Annotated in this window: 25 protein-coding genes; 20 read left to right on the top strand and 5 right to left on the bottom strand. The window is 66.8% G+C overall.

The window, feature by feature from the left end:
• The first annotated feature begins 68 nt into the window (after positions 1 to 68).
• The 5 genes from ACTHJ1_RS08945 (at position 69) to lptB (ending at position 3909) form a co-directional block, all read left to right on the top strand.
• Complete coding sequence (locus ACTHJ1_RS08945) at positions 69 to 1052, top strand: KpsF/GutQ family sugar-phosphate isomerase (RefSeq protein ID WP_440190852.1); 984 nt, start codon at positions 69 to 71, stop codon at positions 1050 to 1052.
• Between the two features lie 31 nt (positions 1053 to 1083).
• Positions 1084 to 1686 (top strand): KdsC family phosphatase, encoded by a 603-nt coding sequence (locus ACTHJ1_RS08940; RefSeq protein ID WP_440190849.1) that lies wholly within the window; start codon positions 1084 to 1086, stop codon positions 1684 to 1686.
• An 82-nt stretch (positions 1687 to 1768) separates the two neighbouring features.
• Complete coding sequence (gene lptC / locus ACTHJ1_RS08935) at positions 1769 to 2443, top strand: LPS export ABC transporter periplasmic protein LptC (protein WP_440190846.1); 675 nt, start codon at positions 1769 to 1771, stop codon at positions 2441 to 2443.
• Positions 2440 to 3108 (top strand): lipopolysaccharide transport periplasmic protein LptA, encoded by a 669-nt coding sequence (gene lptA, locus ACTHJ1_RS08930; protein ID WP_440190843.1) that lies wholly within the window; start codon positions 2440 to 2442, stop codon positions 3106 to 3108. Before lptC ends, lptA begins: the two co-directional genes overlap by 4 nt.
• 21 nt (positions 3109 to 3129) lie before the next feature.
• Entirely contained in the window at positions 3130 to 3909 is a 780-nt protein-coding gene (gene lptB, locus ACTHJ1_RS08925) for an LPS export ABC transporter ATP-binding protein (RefSeq protein WP_440190840.1), read from the top strand.
• A 23-nt stretch (positions 3910 to 3932) separates the two neighbouring features.
• Here lptB and ACTHJ1_RS08920 read toward each other — a convergent pair whose 3' ends face one another.
• Both ACTHJ1_RS08920 and ACTHJ1_RS08915 read right to left on the bottom strand, forming a co-directional pair.
• On the bottom strand, positions 3933 to 4292 hold the full coding sequence (locus ACTHJ1_RS08920; RefSeq protein ID WP_440190838.1) for an AtuA-related protein: 360 nt from the start codon (positions 4290 to 4292) through the stop codon (positions 3933 to 3935).
• Complete coding sequence (locus ACTHJ1_RS08915) at positions 4289 to 5650, bottom strand: acyclic terpene utilization AtuA family protein (protein ID WP_440190835.1); 1362 nt, start codon at positions 5648 to 5650, stop codon at positions 4289 to 4291. Before ACTHJ1_RS08915 ends, ACTHJ1_RS08920 begins: the two co-directional genes overlap by 4 nt.
• A 313-nt stretch (positions 5651 to 5963) precedes the next feature.
• On the opposite strand from ACTHJ1_RS08915, the gene hpf reads away from it, so the two are divergent.
• On the top strand, positions 5964 to 6296 hold the full coding sequence (hpf, locus tag ACTHJ1_RS08910; protein ID WP_440190832.1) for a ribosome hibernation-promoting factor, HPF/YfiA family: 333 nt from the start codon (positions 5964 to 5966) through the stop codon (positions 6294 to 6296).
• Between the two features lie 92 nt (positions 6297 to 6388).
• On the opposite strand, the gene ACTHJ1_RS08905 is transcribed toward hpf, so the two are convergent.
• The gene (locus tag ACTHJ1_RS08905) at positions 6389 to 7285 is read right to left on the bottom strand and encodes a LysR family transcriptional regulator (RefSeq protein WP_440190829.1); all 897 of its coding nucleotides are present in this window, start codon (positions 7283 to 7285) and stop codon (positions 6389 to 6391) included.
• A 105-nt stretch (positions 7286 to 7390) separates the two neighbouring features.
• Between ACTHJ1_RS08905 and ACTHJ1_RS08900 the strand changes: the two genes are divergently transcribed.
• From ACTHJ1_RS08900 to ACTHJ1_RS08880, 5 genes are read left to right on the top strand one after another with little or no spacing between them, the layout of a single operon-like run.
• The gene (locus ACTHJ1_RS08900) at positions 7391 to 8395 is read left to right on the top strand and encodes an NAD-dependent epimerase/dehydratase family protein (protein WP_440190826.1); all 1005 of its coding nucleotides are present in this window, start codon (positions 7391 to 7393) and stop codon (positions 8393 to 8395) included.
• A gap of 40 nt (positions 8396 to 8435) precedes the next feature.
• Positions 8436 to 8891, top strand: a complete 456-nt coding sequence (locus ACTHJ1_RS08895; RefSeq protein ID WP_440190823.1) for a PTS sugar transporter subunit IIA — start codon at positions 8436 to 8438, stop codon at positions 8889 to 8891.
• 16 nt (positions 8892 to 8907) lie between these two features.
• A complete protein-coding gene (hprK, locus tag ACTHJ1_RS08890; protein WP_440190820.1) occupies positions 8908 to 9843 on the top strand; it encodes an HPr(Ser) kinase/phosphatase in 936 nt (311 codons plus the stop codon).
• Between the two features lie 5 nt (positions 9844 to 9848).
• Entirely contained in the window at positions 9849 to 10730 is an 882-nt protein-coding gene (rapZ, locus tag ACTHJ1_RS08885) for an RNase adapter RapZ (protein ID WP_440190817.1), read from the top strand.
• On the top strand, positions 10727 to 11701 hold the full coding sequence (locus ACTHJ1_RS08880) for a septal ring lytic transglycosylase RlpA family protein (RefSeq protein WP_440190814.1): 975 nt from the start codon (positions 10727 to 10729) through the stop codon (positions 11699 to 11701). Before rapZ ends, ACTHJ1_RS08880 begins: the two co-directional genes overlap by 4 nt.
• Here the strand turns inward: ACTHJ1_RS08880 and rsmI are convergent.
• The gene (gene rsmI / locus ACTHJ1_RS08875; protein WP_440190811.1) at positions 11691 to 12632 is read right to left on the bottom strand and encodes a 16S rRNA (cytidine(1402)-2'-O)-methyltransferase; all 942 of its coding nucleotides are present in this window, start codon (positions 12630 to 12632) and stop codon (positions 11691 to 11693) included. The genes ACTHJ1_RS08880 and rsmI overlap by 11 nt on opposite strands.
• Positions 12633 to 12674: 42 nt before the next feature.
• Between rsmI and ACTHJ1_RS08870 the strand changes: the two genes are divergently transcribed.
• The 8 genes from ACTHJ1_RS08870 to panB all read left to right on the top strand — a co-directional run bounded on the left by ACTHJ1_RS08870 (position 12675) and on the right by panB (position 18464).
• The gene (locus ACTHJ1_RS08870) at positions 12675 to 13187 is read left to right on the top strand and encodes a YraN family protein (protein ID WP_440190808.1); all 513 of its coding nucleotides are present in this window, start codon (positions 12675 to 12677) and stop codon (positions 13185 to 13187) included.
• Positions 13188 to 13292: 105 nt separating this feature from the next.
• Positions 13293 to 13886: a phosphoheptose isomerase gene (locus tag ACTHJ1_RS08865; RefSeq protein ID WP_440190805.1), complete on the top strand. Its 594-nt coding sequence runs from the start codon at positions 13293 to 13295 to the stop codon at positions 13884 to 13886.
• Entirely contained in the window at positions 13883 to 14611 is a 729-nt protein-coding gene (locus tag ACTHJ1_RS08860; RefSeq protein ID WP_440190802.1) for a BON domain-containing protein, read from the top strand. Before ACTHJ1_RS08865 ends, ACTHJ1_RS08860 begins: the two co-directional genes overlap by 4 nt.
• A gap of 76 nt (positions 14612 to 14687) precedes the next feature.
• Complete coding sequence (locus tag ACTHJ1_RS08855) at positions 14688 to 15179, top strand: peroxiredoxin family protein (protein ID WP_440190799.1); 492 nt, start codon at positions 14688 to 14690, stop codon at positions 15177 to 15179.
• 75 nt (positions 15180 to 15254) lie between these two features.
• Positions 15255 to 16157, top strand: a complete 903-nt coding sequence (argB, locus tag ACTHJ1_RS08850) for an acetylglutamate kinase (RefSeq protein ID WP_440190797.1) — start codon at positions 15255 to 15257, stop codon at positions 16155 to 16157.
• 6 nt (positions 16158 to 16163) lie between these two features.
• Positions 16164 to 16913, top strand: a complete 750-nt coding sequence (locus tag ACTHJ1_RS08845; RefSeq protein WP_440190794.1) for a pyrimidine 5'-nucleotidase — start codon at positions 16164 to 16166, stop codon at positions 16911 to 16913.
• 45 nt (positions 16914 to 16958) lie between these two features.
• On the top strand, positions 16959 to 17534 hold the full coding sequence (slmA, locus tag ACTHJ1_RS08840) for a nucleoid occlusion factor SlmA (RefSeq protein ID WP_440190791.1): 576 nt from the start codon (positions 16959 to 16961) through the stop codon (positions 17532 to 17534).
• A gap of 9 nt (positions 17535 to 17543) precedes the next feature.
• Complete coding sequence (gene panB / locus ACTHJ1_RS08835; RefSeq protein ID WP_440190788.1) at positions 17544 to 18464, top strand: 3-methyl-2-oxobutanoate hydroxymethyltransferase; 921 nt, start codon at positions 17544 to 17546, stop codon at positions 18462 to 18464.
• 15 nt (positions 18465 to 18479) lie between these two features.
• Here the strand turns inward: panB and ACTHJ1_RS08830 are convergent, their stop codons facing one another.
• On the bottom strand, positions 18480 to 19361 hold the full coding sequence (locus ACTHJ1_RS08830) for a LysR substrate-binding domain-containing protein (RefSeq protein ID WP_440190785.1): 882 nt from the start codon (positions 19359 to 19361) through the stop codon (positions 18480 to 18482).
• A 101-nt stretch (positions 19362 to 19462) separates the two neighbouring features.
• Between ACTHJ1_RS08830 and ACTHJ1_RS08825 the strand changes: the two genes are divergently transcribed.
• Positions 19463 to 20626, top strand: coding sequence for an MFS transporter (locus tag ACTHJ1_RS08825; protein ID WP_440190783.1), 1164 nt, complete (start codon positions 19463 to 19465; stop codon positions 20624 to 20626).
• The last annotated feature ends 8 nt before the right edge of the window (positions 20627 to 20634 follow it).

Here is a 20634-nt window from a genome sequence, read left to right as displayed (position 1 = left end):
AGAATGCCATAGGCCCCTGGAGGCGGCAACTACAAACGGAAACCTTCCGGTACGATTAAAATCCTCCGATGCCCGCACATTTTTCTCCCGCCGAAGCCCTCGCTTCGGCCCGCCGCACGCTACAGACCGAGACCCAGGGACTGCAGGATCTGTCCGCCCGCCTGGACGACCGTTTCGGCACGGCGGTGCGCCTGTTGCTCGATTGCCGCGGCCGCGTGGTCGTGAGCGGCCTGGGCAAAACGGGCCATATCGCCCGCAAGATCGCCGCCACGCTGGCTTCCACCGGTACGCCGGCCTTCTTCGTGCACGCCGCCGAGGCGGTGCATGGCGACCTGGGCATGATCACCGCCGACGATGTGCTGATCGCCCTGTCCTATTCCGGCACGGGCGCCGAACTGCTCACCATCGTGCCCGTGGTGCGCCGCATGGGCGCGCGCCTGATCTCCATCACCGGCAATCCCGAGTCCGATCTGGCCAGGCTGGCCGACGTGCATCTGGACGCCAGCGTCGCCCAGGAAGCCTGCCCGCTGAGCCTGGCCCCGACGGCCAGCACCACCACCGCGCTGGCGCTGGGCGATGCCCTGGCCGTGGCCTGCATGGAAGCGCGCGGCTTCGGCAAAGAAGACTTCGCCCGCTCGCATCCCGGGGGCGCGCTGGGCAAGCGCCTGTTGACCCATGTGCGCGATGTCATGCGCCAAGGCAAGGACCTGCCCACCGTACAACAAGACGCACCGCTGTTTCGCGCACTCGAAGAAATCTCCGCCAAGCGCATGGGCATGACGGCTGTCGTCGATGCGGCCGGCCGGCCGGTCGGCATCTTCACCGACGGCGACCTGCGCCGCCTGATCGAACGTCAGGGCGACGTGCGCGGCCTGTCGGTCGATGCCGGCATGTCGCGCAGCCCCCGCTCCATCGGCCCCGACGCGCTGGCCGCCGAGGCCGCGCAGATCATGGACACGCTGCGGCTGAACCAGATGCTCGTCGTCGACGCTCAGGGCATGCTCCTGGGCGCGCTGCACATCCACGACCTCATGGCAGCCAAGGTCGTCTGACCCCATAGCCCGGTAGATATATATTCAGCTCATGGACTTCCCCATCAAACTCGTCCATCCCGCCGAAGCGCTGGTCCTGGCCCGCGTGGCGCCAGCCGTGCGCGAACGCGCCTCCGCGGTGCGCCTGATGCTGTTCGACGTCGACGGCGTGCTCACCGACGGCAGCCTTTACTACGGCGAAACCGGCGAAACGCTCAAGCGCTTTCACTCTCTGGACGGGTACGGCCTGAAACTGCTGACGCAAAGCGGCGTGAAGGTCGCGCTGGTCACGGGCCGTTCCAGTCTCATCGTCTCGCGCCGCGCCGCCGAGCTCGGCATCGCCGACGTGCTCCAGGACGTGCGCGACAAGAGCGCGGCACTGACCGAGCTCGCGCAGCGCCATGGCATCGCGCTCAGCGAAACCGGATTCATGGGCGACGACCTCATCGACCTGCCCGCCATGCTGCGCGCCGGCTTCGCCGCCAGCGTGCCCAACGCCCCCGATTACATCGTGCAATCGGCCCACTGGGTCGCGTCGCGCACCGGCGGCAACGGCGCGGCGCGCGAATGCTGCGACCTGCTGCTGGCCGCGCGCGGCCGGCTGGGCAGCTATCTGACCGCGCAGCCGCTGTTCGGCGACGGCGTCATCCAATGAGACCCCTGCGCTCACTACATTCGCTGCCCCCAGTGGGGAGATATCGGCCCCTCGGGAGCGGACCGGCGGAGCCGACTGCACCATGAAAGAACGCTTCCCCGCCCTGGTGGCGCTGATACTGCTGGTCGCCCTGGTGCTGAGCACCTGGTGGGCGGCCAACTATGCGCAGAAGGCCGTCCAGACCGACCCGCCGCGGCGCATGACGCACGAGATGGATTCCTGGGCGAAGAATTTCGTCATGCTGCGCACCGACGCAACAGGCAAGCCCATCGACCGGCTCGAAGGCGACTACGGCCGGCATTTTCCCGACGACGACTCCTATCACGTCACCAATCCGCGCGCGGTCGGCCAGCAAGCAGGCAATCCCATCACCATCGGCACGGCCAAGACTGCCGTCCTGGACGACCACAACAATCGCATCACCATGATCGGCGACGCACACGTGCATCGCCAGCCCGACGCCAAGAACGACGCGCTGGACGCCTACAGCCAGAAGTTCATCATCATGCCCAACGACGACGTGGTCTACACCGACCTGCCGGCGCACGTGGTCAAGGGCCGGTCCACCATGGACGGCGTCGGCATGCGCTACGACAACAAGACTCAGCAGCTGCGGGTATATTCGGCCAGCAACGTCAATCTGGCCCCCAAAGACACCAGCCGAACCCCCACTCCCCCGACGAGCGATAATCCGGCGTCCGGCGAACCGGCGGCCGCCGGGGCGGCTCTCGATCACTCGACAAACAAGAAAAAATGACTCATCCGACCGCATATCTTCTTGCTTCGCTACTTGCCGTCGCCGTCGTCGCGGGCGCGCAGGCGCAAACCCCGGCAGCCGCCCCGGCGCAGAAGCCGGCTGCCACGTCGACCGAAAGCGCGGGCAGCGCTGCCGAGCAGCCCAACACGCAGGTCACGTCCGACACGATGCAGTACGACGACAGCAAACATGAAAGCGTCTTCACCGGCAAGGTGATCGCCACGCGCGGCCAGCTCAACATCTACGCCGACAAACTGAAAGTCAGCGAAGACAAGGACGGCTATCAGTACGGCGTCGCCACGGCCGACAAGGGCAAGGTCGTGACCATCACCGAAGACCGTCCCGAAACCTACGAGCACATCGAAGGCAAGGGGCTGCGCGGCGAATACGACGGCAAGAAGCAGCAGTTCGATCTGATCGGCCACGCTGTGGTGATCCGCTATATTTGCGGCAAGCCCTTCGACACCATCCGCGGCGAACGCGTCCGCTACTATCAAAAAAGCGACGTCTACGAAGCCCAGGGCGGACCGGACTCCGCCGGACCCGACGGCCGAGTGCGCTCGCTGGCGGAGCCCCGGACCAAAGCGCAGGCCGCGATGCAGGCCTGCGCCGCGCAGCACGGCAAGCCTGCCGTGAAAAAGCCCGAGCCGGCCGCCAAGAAGTAATCGACGGACAACGCCACACCCATGACCGCCATTCCTCCGCCCGCCGCGGCGATCCAGCCGCAAGGCACGTTGCGCGCCGTCGGCCTGCGCAAGACCTACAACGGCCGCGCCGTGGTGCAGGACGTCTCGCTGTCCGTCGCCGGCGGCGAGGTCGTGGGCCTGCTGGGCCCCAACGGCGCAGGCAAGACCACCAGCTTCTACATGATCGTGGGCCTGGTGCCGGCCGACTCGGGCCGCATCGAAATCGACGACATGTCCATCACGGGCATGCCCATCCACAAGCGCGCGCGCGTGGGCCTGTCGTATCTGCCGCAGGAAGCCTCTGTATTTCGCCGTCTCACGGTCGAACAGAACATTCGCGCCGTGCTGGAACTGCAACTCGACGGCAGCGGCGCCGCATTGTCGCGCGCGCAGATCGACGAAAACCTGGAGTCCCTGCTTGACGAGCTGCAGATCGATCACATCCGCGGCAACACGGCGATCTCGCTGTCGGGCGGCGAACGCCGCCGCGTGGAAATCGCCCGCGCTCTCGCGACCCGGCCGCGCTTCATTCTGCTGGACGAACCCTTCGCCGGCGTGGACCCCATCGCGGTGATCGAGATTCAGCGCATCGTGCGCTTTCTCAAAGGCCGCGGCATCGGCGTGCTCATCACCGATCACAATGTGCGCGAAACGCTGGGCATCTGCGACCGCGCCTACATCATCAGCGAAGGCAAGGTGCTCACCAACGGGCACCCGGACGAAATCGTCAGCGACCCGGCCGTGCGGCGGGTCTACCTGGGCGAGCACTTCAGGATGTAATCGCCCGGCCCGGACGCCGGCACCTAGGCAGGCACGTCGGGCAAACGCGCCGCCAGCTCGGCCGGCACCTGCACCTGCAGCGCCAGCAGATGAAACGACAGGCCCTTGCCGTGCGCGTCCAGGTTGAGCGCGCTGTTCACACCGCCGTCGAGCACGCCTTCGAGCACGAAATTCATGGCCTGCAGACCCGGCAGCACATAACGCGTCACCCGCGTGGGTTTGCGATAGCCGAACCACTGCGCCACGCGCGCCTCGGTCGCTTCAGAAAGCAGCACCTCGTAGCACTCGGCGTCCCACGCAATGAGGCTGATATTGGAGATGTCGCCCTTGTCGCCGGTGCGGCTGTGCGCCAGACGGTAAAGGGGCACGTTCACGGTGGTCATCGGCGCGCCTCCTGCATGGTCCAGCCCGCCGCCGCGATCTCGCGCGGCACCGTGCACGACAGCGTGGCCAATCGAGGCCGCAGCGAGGTGCGCACGCCCCCGCCGCCCGCCGGCCCGCAGCAATACAAGGCCGTGACCTCGCGCAGCACGCGTTCGGCCGTCGCCCGGTCGTCGTGCCGCGCGGCGACGCGCAGCCGCACGTCCTGCCCGTGCCGATCCGGCACGCCGCCCAGCATGGCGCCGCCGTCGTCGGCCAGAATGCTCATCGCGCCGATGAGGTCGAGGCGCAGCGCCATCGCCGAGCCGATGCGGCGCGCCACGATGTCGCCAGCCAGACGCGCCCGCGCTTCGGCCTGCACACCCGCATAGGAAATCTCGGCCTCGGCGAGCCAGCCGCCGCGATGGCACACGTTCACCTTCAGTTCGTGCGGCCGCGCGTGACCGGTGATGCCGTGCACGGCCACGCGGTCGTCGCCCAATTCCGTCACGCTGGCCTGGCTCAGATCGGCCACCACATCGGGCGTGAGATAGCGCGCAGGATCGTGGACTTCGTAAAGCAACTGCTCCTTGACGGTGCGGGCGTCGACCCGGCCGCCCGTGTTGTCGGCCTTGCCGATCACGCAGGCGCCGTCGGCATCGATCTCGGCGATGGGAAAGCCCGTCTCGTGCAGGCCGGGCACGTCTTTCAGGCCGGGCACGGCAAAATAGCCGCCGCTGACTTGCGTGCCGCATTCGAGCAGATGCCCGGCCATGGTGGCGCGCCCCAGCCGCGGCCAATCGTCGGCGCGCCAGCCGTAATGCGCCAGCACGGGCCCCAATGTGAGCGAGGGATCGGCCACGCGCCCGGCCACCACGACCTGCGCTCCCGCCCGCAAAGCCTGGGCGATTTCTTCCGCGCCCAGATAGGCATTGACGCTGACGATGTCGAGCTGATCGAACTCGGGCCCCAGGCGTTCGCGCAGCAACGCGCGTTGCTCGGGGCTGTCCAGCGCGTCGCCGTGGATCACCGCGATGCGCGGCGCAGACAGGCCCTGCCCGGCCGCGATCGCCGCGATGCGCCGCGCCGCAGCCGGCGGATTGGCCGCGCCGAAATTGCTGACGATGTTGATGCCGTGGCGCAGACAGTCGCCCAGCACCGGCCCGACCAGATCGTCCAGCAAGGGCTCGTAACCGGCATCGGGGTCCTGGTTTCGCGCCAGCTGAGCCAGCGCCAGGGTACGCTCGGCCAGGGTTTCGAAAATCAGCGTGCCGCCGCCGCGGGCGGCCAGAGAGCGCACCACGGGCGGCGCGCCGTCGGTGCGATCGCCCGAAAAACCGGTCGCACAGCCGACCAGGCAGGGAGAATGCGGAGCAGTCATGTCTCATCCAGGAAAAGCATGCAGTCTTGCGGGGCCATATGGGCGCCACTGACAGCACTATAGGGGAAGCTGCGCCCGATTCATCAACATGACGCAATGCAGCGAGACGCAAAGTCATCACGCCGTCACAATTTCGTGCACAGCGCGTCTTGTTTTGCGCGCCAGAATCTCTACACTAGATTCATGGGCGTCTGAGTTGCCCACCAAATTCCAACCGACTTCAACCCCGTATCACCCCACCACAAGGAGCCCTTCTTACGACGAATCCGCGCATTCAACGCGCACCTTTTTTTCTCTTTTTAGGAGAGCAAGTATGAACCTGAGCATTTGCGGTCGCCATCTCGAAGTTACCCCCGCCATTCGGGAATACGTAATGAACAAGCTGTCTCGAGTGCTGCGACATTTCGATCACGTCATCGATACCCAGGTCATGCTCTCGGTAGAGCCCTTGCGGCAAAAAGCCGAAATCACCATGCATCTGCGTGGTAAAGACATCCATTGCGAAGCCAGCGACGAAAATCTCTACGCTGCCATCGACCTGCTCGTCGACAAGCTCGACCGCCAGGTCATCAAGCATAAGGACAAGATGCAAAACCACGCCGCCGAATCGGCCAAGCGTCAGGTCGCCGACGCCACGACCGCTTGAAGCGGGCGCGTCCGGCAGCAAGTCAAAAGCCATTCTCGCGAATGGCTTTTTTCATTGCACGCCGACTCGCCCGCACGGGCCGGCACGCGACGTCATGCCGCGGCGATGTGCGCCGCGAGGCACGCCACCAGCGCATCGAACGTCGTCTTGCAGCGCGGACTTGCGCGCAGGCCTTCGTGCATGGTGATCCAGGCCGGCAATTGCACTGCAAAGTGCTGCGGCAACACGCGCACCAGCATCGGATCCCGTCGGGCCAGGGCAACCTGGCATGCCCCGATACCGCCTCCGGCGCGAATCAGCGCCAGTTGCGCCAGACTGCTGTCGGTGCGTAGCGAGAAAGCGTCCCGCCGCCAAACCGGAAACGGCTTTGTCGCCGCGCGCACAAAGGGGGTTTCCTCGTCGAACCCGATCAGCGCATGCCCGGCCAGATCCGCAAACGTGCGAGGCGTGCCGTACTGCGCCAGATAGTCGCTGCGCGCATACATGCCCACCTCGACGTCGCCCACGCGTCGGGCGACAAGCATGTCCTGCTTCGGCGCCACCATGCGCACCGCGATGTCCGCCTCTCGCTGCAGGAGGTCCTGCACGCGATCGGTCGGCACCAGTTCGACCTTCAAGGCAGGATGCGCCTGGCGCAGTTGCACGATTGCGGGCGGCAGCACTTCCACCCCGATGACTTCGCTGGCCGAGACCCGCACCGTTCCCGCCGCCCCCTCGCCCTGACCGCCGGCGGCCGCGCGTTCGAGCGCCGCCGCATTGCTCTGCATGGCCTGGGCATAGCCGCGTAGCGCCAGCGCGGCCTCGGTGGGCAGCAGCCCGGTCTGCGAGCGCGTGAACAGGGTCTGGCGAAAGGACGCCTCCAGTGCGGTGATATGTCGGCCCACCGTGGGTTGCGTGATGCCCAGCGCGCGAGCCGCGCCCGATAGCGACCCCTCTTCCAGAACGGCGAGAAGCGTTCGATACAGTTCCCAACCCATGTCGCTAGCCATACATAAAAGTATATCTACTAGGCGACCTTAGGCAATTTATTTTCAACCCGGTCACGCCCATACTTCGATCCGTCCCACAAACCCGCACACCGAAGGAGATCGGACATGGCGAACATCGGCAACGCTTCGAATCTGAACTGCAAGGCCCTGGTACTGGGCGCGACGGGCGGCATCGGCGGCGAGGTCGCCCGGCAGTTGCGCGACGCCGGCTGGCAGGTGCAGGCCTTGCGCCGCGGGTCGAACCCGCCCCAGGCGCAGCAGGAAGGCATCACGTGGCTGAGCGGCGACGCAATGCGGCGCGAAGACGTCATGCTCGCCGCGCGCGGCTGCAGCGTCATCGTGCACGCGGTCAATCCACCGGGTTACCGCAAGTGGAACGAATGGGTTCTGCCCATGGTGGACAACACCATCGCGGCGGCGAGGGCGGAGGGCGCCACGGTAGTGCTGCCGGGCACGGTATACAACTATGGCCCCGATACCTTCCCGCTGGTGGCCGAGGACGCGCCGCAGCGCCCGCTCACGCGCAAAGGCGCCATCCGGGTCGAGCTGGAGCGGCATCTGCACGACGCCAGCCAACAAGGCGCACGCGTCATCATCGTGCGGGCAGGGGACTTTTTCGGCCCGCGCGCGGCCAGCAGCTGGTTCTCGCAAGGCCTGGTCAAACCGGGACGTCCGGTGAGCGTCATTCAGTTGCCGGGCGCCGCGGGCGTGGGCCACCAATGGTCGTATGTGCCCGACGTAGCGCGCACCATGGTCGAGCTGCTGGCGCGCCGCGCCTCGCTGCCGGCATTTGCGAGCTTCCATGCGGGCGGTCATTGGGATGCCGACGGCATGCAGATTGCCGCTGCCATCCGCCGAGTCGTACAGCGCCACGGCGGCCAGGCCGGGACGCGTGCATTCCCGTGGTGGCTCGTGCGCCTGGCGGCGCCCTTTGCGCCTACCCTGCGCGAGCTTCTGGAAATGCGCTATCTGTGGCGCCAGCCGCTACGCCTGGACAATACCCGCCTCAAAGCCTTTCTGGGCGACGAGCCACACACGCCGCTCGAGCAGGCCGTCGAGGCGACCCTGATGGGTTTGGGCTGCATCACGCCGGAGTCCGCCCCCATTTAGATTTATTGCACTGCGTCATCGTGTCCCTATAATGGCCGCGATGAACCACCTGTCGCGTATTCTCCCTCCCGGCAATGTGGTGCTTGACCTGCCCGCCACCAGCAAGAAGCGCGCATTCGAGCACGCCGGCCTGTTATTCGAAAACCATCATGGCCTGGCCCGCACCACGGTGTACGGCAGCCTTTTCGCGCGCGAGCGCCTGGGATCCACGGGCCTGGGCGAGGGCGTGGCCGTGCCGCATGGCCGCGTCAAGGGTCTGCACCATCCCCTGTGCGCTTTCTTCAGGCTGGCCAAGCCCATTGCCTTCGAAGCGCCCGACGGCTTGCCCGTGTCGATGCTGCTGTGCCTGCTGGTCCCCGAGAACGCGGCCCAGCAGCACCTGGACATTCTGGCCGAACTCGCGCATTTGATGTCCAATCAGGAATTGCGTGCTGCGCTGGCTACCGAGACCGACCCGGTCACGGTGCATCGCATGCTCACCACGGGACAACTTTAAGGCCTGTTCAACCGTCATGCTTACCGTGCAGGAATTGGTCGACGACAACGCCGACTCCATACCTTTTCGCTGGATTGCGGGCCAACAATCGGCCGACCGCGCCATCACCAACGACGGCATGGCCGCCGCCGACCTGGTGGGTCACCTCAATCTGATCCACCCCTCGCGCATCCAGGTCTTCGGCCCGGAAGAACTGGCCTACTACACGCGCTTCGATCTGCGCCGCCGCATGCACCACATGGATGAGCTGCTGATCGGCGGCGTTCCGGCCATTTTGCTGGCCGACGACCTGATCCCGCCGGAAGATCTCATCGAGCAGTGCGCGCAGCATCAGATCCCGCTGCTGGCGACCTCGGTAGGCGCGGCGCAGCTCATCGACCTGCTGCGCATCTACCTGGGCAAAAAACTCGCGCCCACCACCACCGTGCATGGCGTGTTCATGGACGTGCTGGGGCTGGGCGTCCTGATCACCGGCGAGTCGGGCCTGGGCAAGAGCGAGCTCGCGCTCGAGCTCATCACCCGCGGCCATGGCCTGGTGGCCGACGACGCCGTGGATTTTTCACGCACCGCGCCCAACGTGATCGAGGGCCACTGCCCGCTCTTGCTGCAGAACCTGCTCGAAGTGCGCGGACTGGGCCTGCTGGACATCCGCACCATCTTCGGCGAGACCTCGGTGCGCCGCAAGATGCGCCTGAAACTCATCGTGCATCTGATGCGCAACCCGCAGGAGAAATTCGAGCGCCTGCCCATGAGCGACCTCACGCAGGACATGCTGGGCCTGCCGGTGCGCAAGGTCATGCTGCAGGTGGCGGCCGGTCGCAACCTGGCCGTGCTGGTGGAAGCCGCCGTGCGCAACACCATCCTCAAGCTGCGCGGCATCGATACGCTGGAAGACTTTCTGCAGCGACAGAGCCTGGCGATCCAGCAGAACAGCGCGGCGCAGACCTACTGACCCCCATGTTCAGCGTCGTTCTGATCACTGGCATTTCGGGTTCCGGCAAATCCGTCGCCCTGCGCATGCTCGAAGATGCCGGCTACACCTGCATCGACAATCTGCCGCTGCGTTTCTTGAGCGAATTCATCGAAACGACGCGCAACGACGACGCCATCGAACGCGTGGCCGTGGCCATCGACGCGCGCACGCCGGGCGAGCTGGCCGATCTGCCGGGCATCATGAGCTCGCTGCAGGCCGAGGGCACCCGGCTGCGCGTGGTGTTCCTGGACTCCGACACCAACACACTGGTGCAGCGCTACTCCGAATCGCGCCGCCGTCATCCGCTCACCGACCGCGCCGCGCGCGACGGCCGGCAGCCGTCGCTCACCGACTGCATCGCGCTCGAGCGCGAAATGCTGGCGCCGCTGCGCGAGCACACCCACGTCATCGACACCTCGGACGCCACGCCCGGACAACTGCGCACCTGGGTGCGCGATCTGGTCGAGGCCGACATCGCGCCGCTGGTGCTGACTTTCGAATCCTTCGCCTACAAGCTGGGCGTGCCCAACAGCGCCGACCTGGTGTTCGACATGCGCTGCCTGCCCAACCCGCATTATGACCCTGCGCTGCGGCCGCTGACCGGCTGCGACGCGCCGGTCGCCCAGTGGCTGGCCAGCCATCCCGCCGTGGGCGAGATGATCGACGACGTGGCCCGTTTCATCACCCGCTGGATGCCGCAATACCGGCAAGACACGCGCAGCTACCTGACCGTGGCCATCGGCTGCACGGGCGGGCAGCACCGTTCGGTCTACGTGGTCGAGCAGCTGGCCCGGCGCTTCGCCGGCCATCACCCCTTGCTGGTGCGGCACCGCATGCAGCACGGCAAGGCAGCCGGACACACATGAACATCGCGCGCCGTCTACCGCCACTGATCGCTCTGCTGCTCGTGCTCATCATGACGGGCTGCTCCACGCCAGGCAATCGAGGCCAGCAAGGCGGCGGCTACTACGAGGACGACGGCCCCGGCAGCAACCCGCCGTCCCACGCGCAACTGGACGCCATCCCCAACGCCGTGCCGCGCATCGAACCGCTGGCCAGCGGCGCCAACAAACCCTATGTGGTGTTCGGCAAACGCTACGTGCCCGACACGAGCGACACGCCCTTCCGGCAAGAAGGGCGGGCCTCGTGGTACGGCCGCAAATTCAACGGCGCACGCACTTCCAGCGGCGAGCGCTACAACATGTACGCCATGACCGCCGCGCACCCCACGCTGCCCATACCCAGTTACGCGCGCGTCACCAGCGAGGTCAACGGCAAAACCATCATCGTGCGCGTGAACGACCGCGGTCCCTTTCACAGCAACCGCATCATGGACCTGTCGTACACGGCGGCCTACAAGCTGGGGTTGATCGGCCCGGGCAGCGGCAGGGTCATCGTCGAACGCATCCTGCCCAGCGACATCCGCACCATGGTCGCTTCGGGCAAGCTCGCTCCCGAAGACTCGCAGCTCACCGCCGACGACGCCGCGCATCCGGTGACCCCGCCCGCACAGACCCCGGATCCCTCGCCGCTGCCCATGCCTCTTCCCGCCGCCCCGTCGCCGATCGCACAGACGACGGCGCAGGACGCCGTGCCGCAGGCGGACGGCGCCTACTATCTGCAAGTGGGCGCGTTCAGCCAATCAGCCAACGCGACAACGCTGGCCAAACGCATCAACACGGAATTGCGCGGCATGGGCAAGCACGCCACGACCCTGCAGATCGCACGACTCTATCGCGTACGCATCGGCCCGTACGACACGCGCGAATCGGCGGTGAGCGATATGTCGACGGTCAACGCCAAGACCGGCATACGGCCCAGCCTGATCAAGCCTTGAGTTCCAGCGCCTTGTTGTAGAGCTTGTCGCGCGGCAGGCCGGTGATCTTGGCGGCCGCGCGCGCGGCATCGCGCACCGAAAGGCTTTCGAGCAACGCCTCGAGCAAGGCATCGATCGGGATGCCCGCCGCGGTGCCCTCCTCGTCTTTGTCTTGCGCGCCTTCGGCCTCGTGCACGATGAGCACGAATTCGCCCTGCCCGCGATGCGCGTCGGCGGCCAGCCAGTCGGCCGTCTCGCCCATGGGCATCGTGGCGATCTGCTCGAAGCGCTTGGTCAGCTCGCGCGCCACGGTGAGCTTGCGCTCGGGACCGCAGACCTCGAGCAGGTCGGCCAGCATGGCCGGCAGACGATGCGGCGATTCGAAAATAAGCACCGGCGCCGGCAGGGCGCACCAGCGGCGCAGCCAGCGCTGCCGCGCCGCCGCTTTGGGCGGCGCAAAGCCGGCGAAGGCATAGGCGGGGTTTTCGTCGGACGTGACGCCGCTGCCCATCAGGGCGGCGATGACGGCACTGGGGCCCGGTACGGGCACGACGAGATAGCCGGCCTCGCGCACCGCACGCACAATGCGCGCGCCCGGATCGCTCACGGCCGGCGCGCCCGCGTCGGAGACCAGCGCCACGCGCTGCCCGTCGGCCAGACGCGCGCAGATCGCCTGCGCCGCCTGGGCTTCGTTGTGGCGATGCGCAGCCATCAGGGGCGTAGCGATGCCCCATGCGTCCATCAGGGTGCGGCTGGCGCGCGTGTCCTCGGCGGCGATGACGTCGGCGCGGGCCAGGGCCTGCCAGGCCCGCAGGCCCAGGTCGCCCAGATTGCCGATGGGCGTGGCCACCACATACAGGGCGGACGCGGGCCAATGCTGAGCCGCGACGCGCTCGGCCACGCGGCGCCAGGCATCGCCGGCTTCGGCCGGCGGAGTGACTTCTTCGTTCATTGCGGCGCACCGCGGCTGTGAAAACCGTGCCAGTGTAGCCGCATGGATATCCCTCCTGAACACGACCGGCCGCCCGCCGACGTTCTGCTGGCCTATGCCCTGGCCGATGTCGCCAGGCGCAGTCAGCACGAGCGGCGCCAGCGCAAGCGGAACGCACGCCAATCGACCTCGCGCAAGCAAGATCCGCAACTCTCGCCCACACAGCGCACGGGGCTGGATTTCGAAGACCGGGCACTGGAATTGCTGGCACGCGCCGGCCTGCAGCTGCTGGCGCGCAATCTGCGCGCTGCGCCCGGCGAGATCGATCTGGTCATGCGCGACGGCGACACGCTGGTGCTGGTAGAAGTACGCGCCCGGGCCCGCGCGAGCCACGGCGGCGCGGGAGCCAGCATCGATCCGGCCAAGCAACGCCGCCTGGCAGGCGCCGCCGCCCTGATTTTGCCGGGACTTGCGCGTCGCCACTGGCAAGGTCGCGTTCCGCCCGTGCGTTTTGACGCCGTGCTGTTCGACGCAGGCCAGGCCGTCTGGCTGCGCCACATTTTCATGTCCGAATAAAAAAATTCCCGCCGGGCAATCCCTCCGCAAAGGACTGCAATATTTCCCCCCACGCCGTTGCATCCCGAAAAAACCCGCTTGCGCCCCCATGAGATAATCCGTCCCATGAATCTGACCTCCCGTATGACTGCGCATTTCCGCGACGCCATCGGCGTCATCGAACTGAGCATGAACGACCTGGCCGAGCCGCTCGCGGCCGCGGTCGAGCTGATGTTCACGGCCCTGGCCAACAACGGCAAGATCCTGGCCTGCGGCAACGGCGGCTCGGCCGCCGACGCCCAGCACTTCATCGCCGAGCTGGTCGGCCGCTTCGAGCGCGAACGCCTGCCGCTTGCCGGCATTGCCCTCAATACCGATACCGCCATCCTTACCGCCGTGGGCAACGACTACGGCTTCGAGGAAATCTACGAACGCCAGGTCGGCGCCCTGGGCCAGCCCGGAGACGTGCTGGTGGCCCTGTCCACCAGCGGCAATTCGCCCAACGTCATGCGGGCCATCCAGGCCGCGCAAGAACGCGACCTGCACGTCGTCGCCCTCACGGGCAAGAACGGCGGCCAGATCGGCCAGTTGCTCGGCGCGCACGACGTCCATCTGTGCGTGCCCAACGACCGCACCATGCGCATCCAGGAAGTTCACGGACTGCTGCTGCACGCCATGTGCGACGGCATCGACGCCCTCTTGCTAGGAGACACCGAATGACGTTCACGCCCCGCATGGCCCTGCGCGCCGCGCTGCTGGCCGCCGCCCTGACCGGCACCGCCTCGAGCCTGACCGGCTGCATCCCGCTGATGCTCGGCGGCGCAGCCGTCGGCGCCTCGGTGTTCACCGATCGTCGCTCGTCGGGCACCCAGCTCGACGACCAGACCATGGCCTTCAAGGCCCAGTTCCAGATCGCCAAACAGCTGGGCGACGCCGCTCGCGTCAACGCCGTCGCCTACGAAGGCAACGTGCTGCTCACCGGCGACGTGCCCACCCAGGCAGCCAAGGATCAGGCCACGACCATCGCTCAGGGTATCGAGAAGGTCAAATCCGTCATCAACCAGCTCGACGTCGGCCCTGCCGAACCGTTCGAAGGCCGCAGCAACGACGCCTGGCTCAGCTCCAAGGTGCGCACGTCCCTGCTTAGCACCAAGGACGTGCCCTCGGGCGCCATCGTCACCACCGTCAACCGGGGTGTGGTCTACATGATGGGCAAGGTCACCCAGGAAGAGGGTGACATCGCCGCCAAGACCGCCGCCAGTGTCGGCGGTATCGTGAAAGTGGTAAAAATGTTTACCTACATCAGCCGCGACGAGGCCATCCGCCTGTCGGGCGCCGCCACCACGTCGACGCCCAGCAACGGCAGCGGCGGCAGCGCGCCGACGTCCGGCCCGGCCCCCATCGAGAACGGCAGCGACACCATGCAGGCCATGCCCATCAAATGAAAATTACCCCCCACGCTGCGCCTGCGGCTTGCTGCCCCCCCGAGGGGGGCGCTTTTCATCTTGGGGCGGCCCGGCGATGAAAAAACCGCTGATCGCCCTGCTTGTCGCGGTGGTGGTGGGTATTGCCGGCTGGTTCGTCTGGCACCCGGCCCCCGCCGCGCCCGACGTCGCGTTCAAGACACTCGACGGCAAGACGATCACCATGGCGCAGTTGCGCGGCAAGGTCGTGCTCGTGAAGTTCTGGGCGACCGACTGCGTCACCTGCATGCAGCAGATGCCCGCCACGGTCGCAGACTACCGGCATTACGAGCCCAAGGGCTACGTCACTCTGGCCGTGGCCATGTCCTATGACAAGCCGGGCTATGTCGAAAACTACGCCCAGACCCGCAAGCTGCCCTTCCCCGTGGCGCTGGACAGCCAGGGCACGCTGGCCCGGGCATTCGGCGACGTGCGACTCACGCCCACCGCCTTCCTCATCGATCGGCAGGGGCATATCGTCAAGCGCTATCTGGGCGAATACGACCCCGCCCAGTTCCACGCCGCCGTCGAAAAAGCCCTGGCTGGCTGATCTACAATTGCGCACGAACCGCCGCCGCCCACCGTTCGGGACGGCGGCATTTTTCACGGGCCACCTCTCACCGCCATGACCGACACCCCTGACCCTGCCGTTGTCTCGTCTCCTGCCGTCAAAGCGGCCGTACTCTCCGAGGCGCTGCCTTATCTGCGACGATTCCACGGCAAGACCATCGTGGTGAAATACGGCGGCAACGCCATGACCGACGAACGCCTGCAGCACAGTTTCGCCCGCGACGTGGTGATGCTCAAACTGGTGGGCCTGAACCCGGTGGTGGTGCACGGCGGCGGTCCGCAAATCGACGACGCGCTGCGCCGCGTCGGCAAACAGGGCAATTTCATCCAGGGCATGCGCGTCACCGACGCCGAGACCATGGAAGTGGTCGAGTGGGTACTGGGCGGCCAGGTGCAGCAGGACATCGTCATGATGATCAACGAGGCGGGCGGCTCGGCCGTGGGCCTCACCGGCAAGGACGGCGGCATGATCCGCGCGCGCAAGCTGCAGATGCCCGATAAAGAAAACCCGGGCAAATCCCTGGACATCGGCTATGTGGGCGAGATCACCCGCATCAATCCGGCCGTGGTCAAGGCGCTGCAGGACGACCAGTTCATCCCGGTCATCTCTCCCATCGGCTACGGCGAAGATGGTCAGGCCTACAACATCAACGCCGACGTCGTGGCCGGCGAGATCGCCAAGGTGCTGGGCGCCGAGAAGCTGCTGATGATGTCCAACATTCCCGGCGTGCTCGACAAAAACAAGAACCTGCTGCGCGAACTGTCGCCGGCGAAAATCGACGAACTCATCGCCGACGGCACCATCTCGGGCGGCATGATTCCCAAGATCGCCGGCTCGCTCGAGGCCGCCAAGAGCGGCGTGAACGCCGTGCACATCGTCGACGGCCGCGTACCGCACTGTCTGCTGCTGGAACTGCTCACCGACCAGGGCGTGGGCACCATGATCCGCGTTTCCTGACGCATCATGCGTTCGACGCAACACCGGCCCGTGCCGCGCCCCGTGGCGCGCGCGCAGCGCACTCGTCAGGCCGAGTCGCACGCCAGGCGCGTGTGGCTGTTCGACCTGGACAACACGCTGCATGACGCGTCGCACGCCATCTTCGCGCACATCGATCTGGCCATGACGCAGGCCGTGCGCCAGACGCTGGGCGTGGACGCCGACGAGGCCAACGCGCTGCGGCAAAAATACTGGAAGCGCTACGGCGCCACGGCCATCGGCCTGGCGCGGCACCACGGCGTGAACCTCAGCCATTTTCTGCGGTGCAGCCACGACTTCGACGTGACCGCATTGGTGCGCGCGGAGCGCGGCCTGGCCAAAGCCCTGCGCGCCCTGCCGGGCCGCAAGGTGCTGATCACCAATGCGCCGCTGCGCTACGCCAAGACCGTGCTGCGCCACCTGAACCTGCTGCGTCACTTCGACAGCCTCTGGGGCATCGAAGAAATGCGGATGCACGGCGAGTTCCGGCCCAAGCCCTCGGCCGCGCTGCTGCGCTACGTGTTGGCGCGCGAAGGCGTGCCCGCAGCGCGCGCCGTGCTGGTCGAAGACACGCTCGACAACCTGCGTTCGGCCCGCGCCGTGGGCTTGCGTACCGTGCACGTGTTCCACCCCGGCACGCCTTTTTCCCGGGTGCGATTCCAACGCCCGACTTATGTGGACTTGCGGGTAAACTCGATCCGCGACCTGCTGCTGCGGCGACGGCCTTTGCGCGGGTAAACCGGCGGCCTGCCCGAGGCCGCATCACCCGCATCGAACTCCATCATGGCCACCAAGCCCGGCGAACGAAAACTCCAGATCCTGCAAGCGCTGGCCGAAATGCTCGAGCAGCCGCATGCCGCGCGCGTCACGACGGCTGCGCTGGCGGCGCGCATGCGCGTCTCGGAAGCCGCGCTCTACCGCCACTACGCCAGCAAGGCGCAGATGTTCGAGGGTCTGATCGAATTCATCGAAACCACGATCTTCACGCTCGCCAACCAGATCGTGGCCGCCGAAACCTGCGGCCTGATGCAGGCGCGCAAGACCGCGACCATGCTGCTGGCTTTTTCCGAACGCAATCGCGGCATGACGCGCGTGCTCACCGGCGATGCGCTCGTCACCGAAGACAACCGGCTGCAGGAACGCATCAACCATATCAACGACCGCATCGAAGCCACCTTCAAGCAGTGCCTGCGTACCGCGATCGCCACCGGTGCGCTGCCGTCCGATTCCGACATCGCCGCGCAGGCCAGCCTGCTGACTCACCTAGTATTGGGGCGGTGGCTGCGCTATGCGCAAAGCGGCTGGCGCGTCGTGCCCACCACCCATCTCGAAGCCCAGCTGCGCGTCGCGCTGGGCTGAGGTTCCGACATGACAGATCACGCATCTCGAGGCGGCGCGCCCGCCGGGCCCGACACCGCGAGCGAGACCGCCGCGCCCTACGGCGGGGCGCCCCATGGTGGCGCGGCGCAAACCCCGCGCAAAAAAATCACGACCGCGCGCATCGCCGACATGCATGCGAGCGGCGAAAAAATCGCGATGCTCACCGCCTACGACGCCACCTTCGCGGCGGCTGCGGATGCCGCAGGCGTCGACTGCATTCTGGTGGGCGACTCGCTGGGCATGATCTGCCAGGGCCGATCCACCACCGTCGGCGTGTCGCTGGAAGACATGCGCTATCACACCCAATGCGTCGCGCAAGGGCTGGAGCGCACCCAGGGCAGCGCGCTCCTCATTGCAGATCTGCCTTTCGGCAGCTATCAGCAATCGCGCGAGCAGGCTTTGGCGTCGGCCGTGCAGCTGATGCAGGCCGGCGCGCAGATGATCAAACTCGAGGGCGGCGGCTGGGCGGTCGAGGTGGCGGCGTTCCTCATCGAACGCGGCGTGCCCGTCTGCGGGCACTTGGGGCTTACGCCCCAGACGGTGGCGGCGCTGGGCGGCTATCGCGTCCAGGGCAGGCAGGACGAAGACGCCGCGCGCATGCGCAACGACGCCCTGGCGCTCGAGGCTGCCGGCGCGAGCATGCTGGTGCTGGAGATGGTTCCTGCCCGCCTGGCGGCCGACATCACCGGCCAGATGCGCTCCTGCGCCACCATCGGCATCGGCGCGGGCAGCGGCACGGCCGGACAGGTGCTGGTCATGCACGACATGCTGGGGCTCAATCTCGGACGCATGGCAAAATTCGTGCGCAACTTCATGCAAGGCGCGCCGGGCATACAGGCGGCTTTCGCCGGCTATGTCGCCGCGGTCAAGAACGGCACCTTTCCCGACGACGCGCTGCACGCCTGGTAGCGCGGCCGCCGCGCTTCACATGCGTTCCGACAGGAAATCCAGGAAGCAGGCGATACGCCGGGCCAGCTGCGTATTGCGGTAATACACCGCGTGCAGCGGCTGGCGATAGCCGTTGTCCAGCGTATCCAACACGGAAATCAATCTGCCCGTGTCCAGGTCCTGTCGCAGCATGAATTCCGACAGGCAGGCAATCCCCACGCCGGCCAGCGCCATACCGCGCAGGGTCTCGCCGCTCGAGGCCGCCAGCGTGGGGCGCGCCGCATAGCTGTTGCCTTGCGCGTGCCGCAGCGGCCAGGTGTTGAGCGTATCGGGCTGCGTAAACCCCAGCAGCACATGCTTGTTCAGCGCGGCCACCGTGCGCGGCCGGCCATGCCGGGCGATGTATTGCGGACTGGCCACGATGTGCAGGCGCGAGGTCTTCAAATGCCGCGCATGCAGGGAAGAGTCGCTCAAGGTCCCGGCCCGCAAGGCAATGTCGGTGCGATATTCCACCAGGTCGACGATGCGGTCGTTGCTGGTGAGCTCGAGCCGGATCTGCGGATAGCGTTCGTAGAAATCGGCCATGTGCGGCACCACGCAGTGCAGCATCACCGGCGCCGAAGCGTCCACACGCAAAATTCCCGACGGCTGCTGATGGCGGATGCGCATGCATTCCTCGGCCTCGTCCATCGCGCCGACGATGCCGCGCGCGCGCTCCTGGAACACATGCCCCTCTTCCGTAAGCTCCATGCGCCGCGTGGTGCGCGTGAGCAGCGTCACGCCCAGTTGCTCTTCCAGGCGCGACAAGCCCCGGCTGACGCCCGAAGCCGTCTGCCCGAGATGTTCGGCGGCGGCACTCATGCTGCCGGTGTCGACCACGGCCAGGAATACGCGCAGCAGGTCCGAGTTCAGTGCCATTTTTGCTTTTTATTCATAAGTATTTTGATTTTAGGCCTATTTTTCTCACAGATTGCAAGGCTCACAATTCGGCATCGCATTCTTCATCTGGAGTAAGGAACATGCCTATCGCGCTTTGGGCTCTGGCCGTGGGGGCCTTCGGCATCGGGACCACCGAATTCGTCATCATGGGGCTGCTGCCGCAGGTGGGCGCCGACTTGCACGTCTCGCTGTCGTCGGCGGGCCTGCTGGTCACCGGCTATGCCCTGGGCGTAACGCTGGGCGCGCCCCCCGTCGCCATTCTCACCGCACACCTGCCCCGCAAGACACTGTTGCTGGGGATGATGGTGATCTTCACGCTCGGCAATCTGGCCTGCGCCCTGTCTCCCGGCTACGGCACGCTCATGGCCGCCCGCGTGCTGACCTCGCTGGCGCACGGTGCTTTCTTCGGGGTAGGCTCGGTGGTGGCCGCCAGCTTGGTCAAGCCCGACAAGCAGGCCTCGGCCATCGCGCTGATGTTCACCGGGCTGACGCTGGCCAATGTATTGGGCGTGCCCTTCGGCACCTGGCTGGGCCAGGCCTGGGGCTGGCGCGCCACGTTCTGGGCCGTCGCGGCCGTAGGCGTGGCCGCGTTGGCCGCCATCGCCGCGCTGGTGCCGGCCGATCACGGCTCGCACCAAAGCGATCTGCGCTGCGAGCTGCGCGCCCTAGGCCGCCCGCAGGTGCTGCTGGGCTTCGCCATGACGGTGCTGGGCTTCGGCGGTGTGTTTACGGCCTTTACCTACATCGCGCCGCTGCTGACCAACCTGGCCGGTTTTTCACCGGGCGCCGTCTCGCCCATCCTGCTGCTCTTCGGCGTGGGCCTGGTGCTGGGCAACACCTACGGCGGCAAGCTGGCCGACAGGCACCTGATGCCCACGCTGATCGGCAGCCTGGCCCTGCTGGCCCTGGTTCTCGCGCTTTTTTCCGTGACCTTGCACGATAAGGTCGCTGCGGTCGCGACCGTCGCCTTGCTGGGCGCGGCGGCATTCGCGACCGTGCCGCCGCTGCAGATGCGCGTACTGTCCAAGGCCGGCGGCGCGCCCAACCTGGCCTCCGCCTTCAATATCGCGGCTTTCAACCTGGGCAACGCCGCGGGCGCATGGCTGGGCGGCGTTACCATCGATCACGGCCTCGGGCTGGGCGCAACGCCGCTGACGGCCGCGGCCGTCACGGCAGCCGGCCTGCTGGTGGCGCTCTACAGCCGGCATCTGGACCGCCGGCCCGCTTGCATGGCCGCCGCCTGATCCTCGCG

The sequence above is a fragment of the Bordetella sp. genome, from assembly GCF_051960075.1.
Classification (GTDB): domain Bacteria; phylum Pseudomonadota; class Gammaproteobacteria; order Burkholderiales; family Burkholderiaceae_B; genus Bordetella.
The sequence above is the reverse complement of the archived record's forward strand: the minus strand, read 5'-3'. Positions and strand labels throughout refer to the sequence as shown.

What these genes read in the sequence shown, in the direction of transcription:
- ACTHJ1_RS08825 (WP_440190783.1), top strand. Translation starts at nt 19,463, where the DNA reads ATGCCTATCGCGCTTTGGGCTCTGGCCGTGGGGGCCTTCGGCATCGGG.
- slmA (WP_440190791.1), top strand. Translation starts at nt 16,959, where the DNA reads ATGGCCACCAAGCCCGGCGAACGAAAACTCCAGATCCTGCAAGCGCTG.
- ACTHJ1_RS08870 (WP_440190808.1), top strand. Translation starts at nt 12,675, where the DNA reads ATGGATATCCCTCCTGAACACGACCGGCCGCCCGCCGACGTTCTGCTG.
- ACTHJ1_RS08830 (WP_440190785.1), bottom strand. Translation starts at nt 19,361, where the DNA reads ATGGCACTGAACTCGGACCTGCTGCGCGTATTCCTGGCCGTGGTCGAC.
- ACTHJ1_RS08895 (WP_440190823.1), top strand. Translation starts at nt 8,436, where the DNA reads ATGAACCACCTGTCGCGTATTCTCCCTCCCGGCAATGTGGTGCTTGAC.
- ACTHJ1_RS08855 (WP_440190799.1), top strand. Translation starts at nt 14,688, where the DNA reads ATGAAAAAACCGCTGATCGCCCTGCTTGTCGCGGTGGTGGTGGGTATT.
- ACTHJ1_RS08900 (WP_440190826.1), top strand. Translation starts at nt 7,391, where the DNA reads ATGGCGAACATCGGCAACGCTTCGAATCTGAACTGCAAGGCCCTGGTA.
- ACTHJ1_RS08915 (WP_440190835.1), bottom strand. Translation starts at nt 5,650, where the DNA reads ATGACTGCTCCGCATTCTCCCTGCCTGGTCGGCTGTGCGACCGGTTTT.
- ACTHJ1_RS08920 (WP_440190838.1), bottom strand. Translation starts at nt 4,292, where the DNA reads ATGACCACCGTGAACGTGCCCCTTTACCGTCTGGCGCACAGCCGCACC.
- ACTHJ1_RS08880 (WP_440190814.1), top strand. Translation starts at nt 10,727, where the DNA reads ATGAACATCGCGCGCCGTCTACCGCCACTGATCGCTCTGCTGCTCGTG.
- ACTHJ1_RS08860 (WP_440190802.1), top strand. Translation starts at nt 13,883, where the DNA reads ATGACGTTCACGCCCCGCATGGCCCTGCGCGCCGCGCTGCTGGCCGCC.
- ACTHJ1_RS08845 (WP_440190794.1), top strand. Translation starts at nt 16,164, where the DNA reads ATGCGTTCGACGCAACACCGGCCCGTGCCGCGCCCCGTGGCGCGCGCG.
- rapZ (WP_440190817.1), top strand. Translation starts at nt 9,849, where the DNA reads ATGTTCAGCGTCGTTCTGATCACTGGCATTTCGGGTTCCGGCAAATCC.
- lptA (WP_440190843.1), top strand. Translation starts at nt 2,440, where the DNA reads ATGACTCATCCGACCGCATATCTTCTTGCTTCGCTACTTGCCGTCGCC.
- hprK (WP_440190820.1), top strand. Translation starts at nt 8,908, where the DNA reads ATGCTTACCGTGCAGGAATTGGTCGACGACAACGCCGACTCCATACCT.
- rsmI (WP_440190811.1), bottom strand. Translation starts at nt 12,632, where the DNA reads ATGAACGAAGAAGTCACTCCGCCGGCCGAAGCCGGCGATGCCTGGCGC.
- lptC (WP_440190846.1), top strand. Translation starts at nt 1,769, where the DNA reads ATGAAAGAACGCTTCCCCGCCCTGGTGGCGCTGATACTGCTGGTCGCC.
- hpf (WP_440190832.1), top strand. Translation starts at nt 5,964, where the DNA reads ATGAACCTGAGCATTTGCGGTCGCCATCTCGAAGTTACCCCCGCCATT.
- argB (WP_440190797.1), top strand. Translation starts at nt 15,255, where the DNA reads ATGACCGACACCCCTGACCCTGCCGTTGTCTCGTCTCCTGCCGTCAAA.
- ACTHJ1_RS08905 (WP_440190829.1), bottom strand. Translation starts at nt 7,285, where the DNA reads ATGGCTAGCGACATGGGTTGGGAACTGTATCGAACGCTTCTCGCCGTT.
- ACTHJ1_RS08945 (WP_440190852.1), top strand. Translation starts at nt 69, where the DNA reads ATGCCCGCACATTTTTCTCCCGCCGAAGCCCTCGCTTCGGCCCGCCGC.
- ACTHJ1_RS08865 (WP_440190805.1), top strand. Translation starts at nt 13,293, where the DNA reads ATGAATCTGACCTCCCGTATGACTGCGCATTTCCGCGACGCCATCGGC.
- panB (WP_440190788.1), top strand. Translation starts at nt 17,544, where the DNA reads ATGACAGATCACGCATCTCGAGGCGGCGCGCCCGCCGGGCCCGACACC.
- lptB (WP_440190840.1), top strand. Translation starts at nt 3,130, where the DNA reads ATGACCGCCATTCCTCCGCCCGCCGCGGCGATCCAGCCGCAAGGCACG.
- ACTHJ1_RS08940 (WP_440190849.1), top strand. Translation starts at nt 1,084, where the DNA reads ATGGACTTCCCCATCAAACTCGTCCATCCCGCCGAAGCGCTGGTCCTG.